Genomic DNA, 6,333 nt, shown 5'->3' on the forward strand with positions numbered 1-6,333 from the left:
GACCAGGGACGCGGTCAGATCGTGCCGCAGCACGCTCGCCGCGGCCCGGCGTGCCCGGCCACGACCGGGCGCCCCGTCCGCGGCACCGCCGGAGGTTCCCCCGCTCCCGTCCGGGGGCACCGCGCTCCCGTCCGGGGGCGCTCCGGTGTCCGCCGCCGTCGTCCCGTCGCCCGTGCCGGGTGCGGACGGTTCTGCTCCGGTCATGGTCAACCCTCCTGGTCGGGGCCGCGGGTCGGCCGTCGGGACCAGGTAACCGGAGATCGTCCGGATTGTCCGCTATTGACACGGACATTCATGTTCACCGGACCGGTGGGTCGTCACCGAACCGGTACGACCGGCGCGGGCCGACCGCGTCGGCGCCTTGCGCGCCTCACCCGGCCCGGTGGCCGGTGCCACGCGCCGTGTTCACCGGACGCGCGGAGCCCCCGCTCCCGGGGACCGGGCAACCACTTCGGGTGATCTTGTCTCCACTCCCGGTCGGCTCCGCTCACGCCTGCCGGGCGGTGGCCACCATCGCCCCGGCGATCCGCCCGAGGTCGGCCTCGTCGGTGACGTACGGCGGCATCGCGTAGATCAGGTCCCGGAACGGCCGCAGCCACACGCCGTGCTCGGTGAGCACCCGGGTCGCGGCCGCCATGTCGACCTCGTGGTCGAGCTGGACGACCCCGATCCCGCCGAGTACCCGGACGTCGCGCACCGAGGGCAGGTCGGCGGCCTCGGCGAGCCCGTCACCCAGCACCCGCCCGATCCGCGCGACGTCGGCGCGCCAGTCCCCGTCCCGCAGGAGCCCGAGCGACGCGTTCGCGACCGCCGAGGCGAGCGGGTTGCCCATGAACGTCGGCCCGTGCGCCAGCACCGGCACCTCGCCACGCGAGATCCCCTCGGCCACCGCGGGCGTGCACAGCGTCGCGGCCATCGTCAGGTACCCGCCGGTGAGGGCCTTGCCCACGCAGAACACGTCCGGGACGACCCCGGCGTGGTCCGCCGCGAACAGCGCCCCGGTGCGCCCGAACCCGGTCGCGATCTCGTCGAAGACCAGCAGCACGTCGTTCGCCTCGGTCACCTCGCGCAGCGTCCGCAGGTACTCGGGATTGTGGAAGCGCATCCCGCCCGCGCCCTGCACCACCGGCTCCACCACCACGGCGGCGAGCTCGTCCGCGTGCTGCTCGACGTGCCGCACCAACTCGTCCACGTAGGACCCGTCGACCGGGCGGTCGAACCCGGACGGCGGGGCGGGCGCGAAGACCTGTTCGGGAAGCACCCCGCGCCACAGCGCGTGCATCCCGCCCTCCGGGTCGCACACGCTCATCGGGTGGAACGTGTCGCCGTGGTACCCGCCGCGCCAGGTCAACATGCGCCGTTTCTCCGGGCGGCCGCGCGAACGCTGGTACTGCAGACACATCTTCAGCGCCACCTCGACCGAGACCGACCCGGAGTCGCACAGGAACACGTGCCGCAACTCGCCCGGGGTGACCTCGGCCAGGGTGGTCGCCAGCCGGATCGCCGGTTCGTGGGTGAGCCCGCCGAACATCACGTGGCTCATCCGCCCGGCCTGCTCGTGCAGCGCGGCGTCGAGTGCCGGGTGCCGGTAGCCGTGGATCGCCGACCACCACGACGACATCCCGTCGACGAGTTCGCGCCCGTCGGCCAGCCGCAAGCGCACCCCGGACGCCTCCGTCACCAGCAGCGGGGGGACCGTGCCCGGCATCGGCCCGTACGGGTGCCAGACGTGTTCCGCGTCGAGCGCGAGCAGGTCCCGGGTCGCGGCGGGATCGGCCGCCGGCCCACCGGTCGGTTCGGTCGGTTCGGTCGCCATGCCCGGCACTCTACGACCCGGCCGGGAACTACGGTGGCGTCATGTCGTCCCGCCCCACGTACCGGCCGGTGACGCCGGACCGGCTCGTCGAGGAGCTCGCGGAGACGGTGGCCGGGGCGGGTGCCCGCACCGCCGAGGCACGTACGCCCGACGGGCACCGCGGCCGGACACGGGTCGCCGTGGACGGCGCGGACACCGCGACCGACGCGGCCGCGTTGGCCGACGCCCTGGTGGACCCGCTCCGTGTGCGGGGACACGCGGTGCTCCGGGTCCGCGCGCGGGACTTCCTGCGGCCCGCGTCGCTGCGCCACGAGCGCGGCCGCGACGATCCGGACGTGCGCTACGAGGACTGGCTCGATGCCGACGGGCTGCGCCGGGAGGTGCTCACGCCGCTGGGCCCCGGTGGCGACGGGACCGTGCTGCCCGCGCTGTGGGACGCCGAGCGCGACCGCGCCCACCGTCTCGCCCGCACGACCCTGCCGCCGGGCGGGGTGCTGCTGCTGGACGGCGAGTTCCTGCTGGGCCGTGGCCTCGGCCTGGACCTGGCCGTGCACCTGTGGCTGTCCCCGGCGGCGCTGGCCCGGCGGCTACCGGAGTCCACGCACTGGGCGCTGCCCGCCTACGCACGTTACGAGCGCGAGGTGTCCCCGGCCGCGGTCGCCGACGTCGCCGTGCGGGTCGACCGGCCGCACCACCCGGCGGTGCTGGAGCACGGCTGAGCGGGGGAGACCACGGACGGCACCGCGGGCCGGACACGACCGGACGGGAGCACGGCCGGAAGACGACCGCAGCGCACGACCGCACGGGTGCCCGGCTCAGGACGGAGCCGGGCCACTGCCTCCCGGGCGTCCGGAGAGATCACCGGACCGTGTCCGGGTGACCGGCGGGTCACCGCCCAGCAGGGTCGCGAGCCGGTCGGCCAGGACGTCCCACCGCCAGTGGCGGGTGACCCACTCCCGGCCGGCCTCGCCCATCCGCCGCGCCCGGTCCCGGTCGGCGAGCAGCGACGCCAGGGTGTCCACGACCGGCCCGTGCGCACGGCCGTCGACCACGTGGCCGGTGACCCCGTCGCGCACGGTCTCCGGCGCTCCCCCGGAATCACCCGCGACCACCGGCAGCCCGGTCGCCGACGCCTCCAGGTAGACGATGCCGAGGCCCTCCACGTCCAGGCCGCCGCCGCGGGTCCGGGCGGGCATGGCGAACACGTCCCCCAGCGTGTAGTGCGCGGGCAGCTCGTCCCACGGCACCGAGCCGGTGAGGACCACGTGCTCGGCCACCCCGTGCTCACGGGCGAGCCGGGCGAGCCGGTCCCGGTACGGGCCGCCGCCGACGAGCACCAGGGCCGTGCCCGGCACCCGCCGCCGCAGTTCCGGCAGCGCCCGGACCAGCATGTCCTGCCCCTTGCGCGGCACGAGGCGGGACACGCACACCACGGTGGGCCGCGCACCCAGGCCGTACCGCGCCCGGAGGTCCGCCCGGGCCCCGTCGTCCGGGCGGAACACCCCGGTGTCCACCCCGGACGGGACGTGTTCGAGCCCCGCCCACGGGCCGAACGCCGCGGCGAACCGGCGCCGCGTGTAGTGGCTGACGAAGGTCACCACGTCGGTGGTGTCGCCGATCCGCCGCAACGCCTGCCGCGCGCCGGGCAGCATCGACCAGCCGACCTCGTGTCCGTGGGTGGAGGCCACCACCCGGGACGCGCCCGCCTCCCGCAGCGGTGCCCCGAGCAGCGCCAACGGCGCGGCGGCCCCGAACCACACCGTGTCGCAGCCGCGGGAGCGCACGAGCTGCCGTGCCCGGCGCAGCACGTCCGGGGTGGGCAGCATGAGCGAGGTGGGGTGCCGCACGACCTCGAACGGGGCCGCGGCGTCGAACTCCCGGTCCGAGCCGGTGGCCCGCTCCCACGCGGGGGCGTAGACCACGAGCTCGTCGGCGGGCAGGCGGGTGACCAACGAGTTCAGATAGGACTGGATGCCGCCGGGCCGGGGCGGGAAGTCGTTGGTCACCAGCAGCGTTCGGCGCATACCGGCAGACTATCCCGCCCCGGCCCGGAGCGTCGGTGCCGCGGGCGTCAGGCGACCCGGCGTGCGCCGCTGAACTGGTCCTGCAGCGGGGACACCTTGACCACGTCACCACTGGTGGGCGCGTGCACCATCTGGCCGTTGCCGATGTAGATGCCGACGTGCGAGACCGGCGAGTAGAAGAACACCAGGTCCCCCGGCTGCAGCTGGGACCGGGACACCGGCGTGCCGTACTGCGACTGCGACCGGCTGGTCCGGGGGATGCTGACACCCGCCTGGTTGTAGGCCCACTGGGTCAGCCCCGAACAGTCGAACTCGCTCGGGCCCGTGGCGCCCCACACGTACGGGCTGCCCCGCTTGGCCATCGCCGCGTCGATCGCGCCCTGCGCGGCGGGGCCGGGAGCCTGGATCGGGCCGGGGTCCGGGCCGATGTCCTGCTGCGCGGCGACGTCGGAGCTGCTGAGCAGGCTCGCCTGCTGCTCCAGCTCGGCGATCTGGTCGTCGAGCTCCTTCTTCCGCGCCTCCAGGTCGGCGGCGATCCGTTCGGCCTTGTCCCGGGCCTTCTCGGCCTGCTCGCGGGCCTCGGCCGCCTGGTTCTTCGCGTCCTCGGCGCGCTGGACGGCGTCCCGCAGGCGGCTCAGCGCCCGGTTCTTGTCCGTGGCCAGCACGCCGATCGCCGAGGACCGTTCGAGAAAACCCGCCGCGGAGTCCTCGGTGATCAGGGCCGACATCCGGTTGAGCGAGTTGCCGCTGGTGAACGTCGTGCCCGCGAACCGGTCGACGTCGACCCGGAACCGTTCCTCGTCGGCACGCGCCTGCTTCTCGGCCTCCTCGGCCTCGGTCAGGCGGGTGCTCAACTCGTCGAGTTCGTCCTCTTTGGCCTTCAGGTCCTCCTGCGCCTGGAGGTACTTCTCGTTCAGCTTCTCGGCCTTGCTGGACAGCTCGCGGTACTCCTCGAGTTCCTCGGAACCGCTCGGGGGCTGTTGCAGAGGCTGCTGAACGGGCTGCTGGGGGGCGGGGACGGGTAACGCGGTGGCCGGTGCCTGGGCGAAGGTGACGCCCGCGAGGACGGCGCAGGCCGCCAGGGTTCCCGGAGCCAGTCGTTTCACGGGATGCGACCGCACGTCGCGTGTGTCTCCTTTGCTCTCCGGCCGCCGACCGGGCACACGATCCGCGCCGGAGGTCGGGGGCCCTCCGCCGCGCGTTCTCCGCCGCTACCGGACACGGTGGTACCGCGCCGGCGGGCTCGTCGGCCGCGCGCCGAAACGGTGGTGTCCGGCTCTCGGTGGGTGTGTCCGGCGCAGCTCCCCGACAAGCTGGCTCGGCGGCGACCCCGCGTCGCCGACGCTGGTGGAACGGCTGCCTGACGCGAGGTCTCGGCCAGATTACGAAAGCGCCGCCATGCCGTCCACCAACTGAGCGAAGGGAATCGACGACCGTGCGTTGAGCGGTACGTCGACCTGCGGTTCACCTGATCGTGTGACACGTACAACACGCCGCTCACATCGGTCGGGAAACCGTTCACCTGATCGTCGGGACCGTTCACCGAACGCCCGTACACCCCGCGTTCGATCCGGTGGTGTCGACCGCGCACCCCGGGCGACGTTCCCCGGGGACAACGTCCCGGGTGCCGCGCCCCGGGTGCCGGCGGATCTCAGCCCGTGTACTCCCAGTGCCACGGCTCTTCGCGTCCCCCGCCCTGGCGGGCCCAGGCGGGATGGACCCAGCCCCGTGCAGGCGCGTTCGCCCGCATCCAGCGGTGCTCCGGGGTGCCGAACGACTCGACCCCGCCGCAGAGGTCCACCGCCAGGCCCCAGCCGTGGTTGCTGGTGCCCGGCACCGCAGCCAGGGCCGGTTTACGCCGGTACAGATCGACCTGGGCGTCGAACGTCCGGTACGAGTCGGTCACACAGAGCGGCGCACCGAACCGGCGGGCGAACCGCTCCGACAGCGTCCGATACGCCTGCGCGGCGTCACAACGCAACACGTGCCCCTCCGGACCGAACGGACACAGTGCGGCGCCGGGGATCATCCCGTTCGGGTAGCCGCCCCACGGCCCGGCCGCCCCCTGCGCCGCCGCGTCGGCGCCCGGGGTGCCGCCACCCTCCAGGTCGACACCACCGCAGTGCCAGGGCAGCTCCCCGTCCGCACGGGACGGCACCTCCCGTGCCGATCCGGTGCCGAGCACCGGGCGGACCACCCCGAGCACCGCGTCGTCCTCCGGCCGGTCGAGCACCGCCACACCCGCCGCCATGGCGTCCGCGGTCACCACGGATTCGTCGTCCAGCACGATCCCGACCGAACGCACCCCGTAACGCGCGGGGCCGGTGAAGATCAGGTCCCCGGGACGGGCCTCGGCGACCGGCACCCGGGTGCCGGTCGCCAGCTGCTCCCGCGCCGACGCGGGCAGCTCGACGCCCGCCCCGCCGTACACGGCGTGGACGAGGCCGTCACACGAGTACGCCACCGGCCCCTCGTCGTGCCGGTGCGGTACGT

6 protein-coding genes are annotated in these 6,333 nt (G+C 74.5%); 1 reads left to right on the forward strand and 5 read right to left on the reverse strand.

Translation table 11 applies throughout. The features are described 5' to 3' along the window. Positions 1 to 204: hypothetical protein (locus tag SACPADRAFT_RS33935; RefSeq protein WP_007026023.1), on the reverse strand; the 204-nt coding region annotated here is incomplete at its 3' end. Between the two features lie 283 nt (positions 205 to 487). Beyond that, positions 488 to 1,816 carry an adenosylmethionine--8-amino-7-oxononanoate transaminase gene (locus SACPADRAFT_RS0213025; protein WP_007026024.1) on the reverse strand — a complete coding sequence of 443 codons (1,329 nt, stop codon included), beginning with the start codon at positions 1,814 to 1,816 and terminating at the stop codon, positions 488 to 490. Positions 1,817 to 1,857: 41 nt separating this feature from the next. Between SACPADRAFT_RS0213025 and SACPADRAFT_RS0213030 the strand changes: the two genes are divergently transcribed. Next, entirely contained in the window at positions 1,858 to 2,535 is a 678-nt protein-coding gene (locus SACPADRAFT_RS0213030) for a nucleoside/nucleotide kinase family protein (RefSeq protein ID WP_007026025.1), read from the forward strand. A 96-nt stretch (positions 2,536 to 2,631) separates the two neighbouring features. On the opposite strand, the gene SACPADRAFT_RS0213035 is transcribed toward SACPADRAFT_RS0213030, so the two are convergent. The 3 genes from SACPADRAFT_RS0213035 to SACPADRAFT_RS27490 form a co-directional block, all read right to left on the reverse strand. Then, positions 2,632 to 3,840, reverse strand: coding sequence for a glycosyltransferase family 4 protein (locus tag SACPADRAFT_RS0213035; protein WP_007026026.1), 1,209 nt, complete (start codon positions 3,838 to 3,840; stop codon positions 2,632 to 2,634). Between the two features lie 47 nt (positions 3,841 to 3,887). Further along, complete coding sequence (locus SACPADRAFT_RS0213040; protein ID WP_007026027.1) at positions 3,888 to 4,961, reverse strand: C40 family peptidase; 1,074 nt, start codon at positions 4,959 to 4,961, stop codon at positions 3,888 to 3,890. Between the two features lie 530 nt (positions 4,962 to 5,491). Further along, positions 5,492 to 6,333 (reverse strand): D-alanyl-D-alanine carboxypeptidase family protein (locus SACPADRAFT_RS27490; protein ID WP_198048315.1); only part of this gene is annotated, 842 nt, incomplete at its 5' end.

This window comes from Saccharomonospora iraqiensis subsp. paurometabolica YIM 90007, from assembly GCF_000231035.2.
In the GTDB taxonomy this organism is placed as follows: domain Bacteria; phylum Actinomycetota; class Actinomycetes; order Mycobacteriales; family Pseudonocardiaceae; genus Saccharomonospora; species Saccharomonospora paurometabolica.

Coding starts and splice junctions, on each gene's coding strand:
- SACPADRAFT_RS0213025 (WP_007026024.1), bottom strand. CDS start 1,816: ATGGCGACCGAACCGACCGAACCGACCGGTGGGCCGGCGGCCGATCCC.
- SACPADRAFT_RS0213030 (WP_007026025.1), top strand. CDS start 1,858: ATGTCGTCCCGCCCCACGTACCGGCCGGTGACGCCGGACCGGCTCGTC.
- SACPADRAFT_RS0213035 (WP_007026026.1), bottom strand. CDS start 3,840: ATGCGCCGAACGCTGCTGGTGACCAACGACTTCCCGCCCCGGCCCGGC.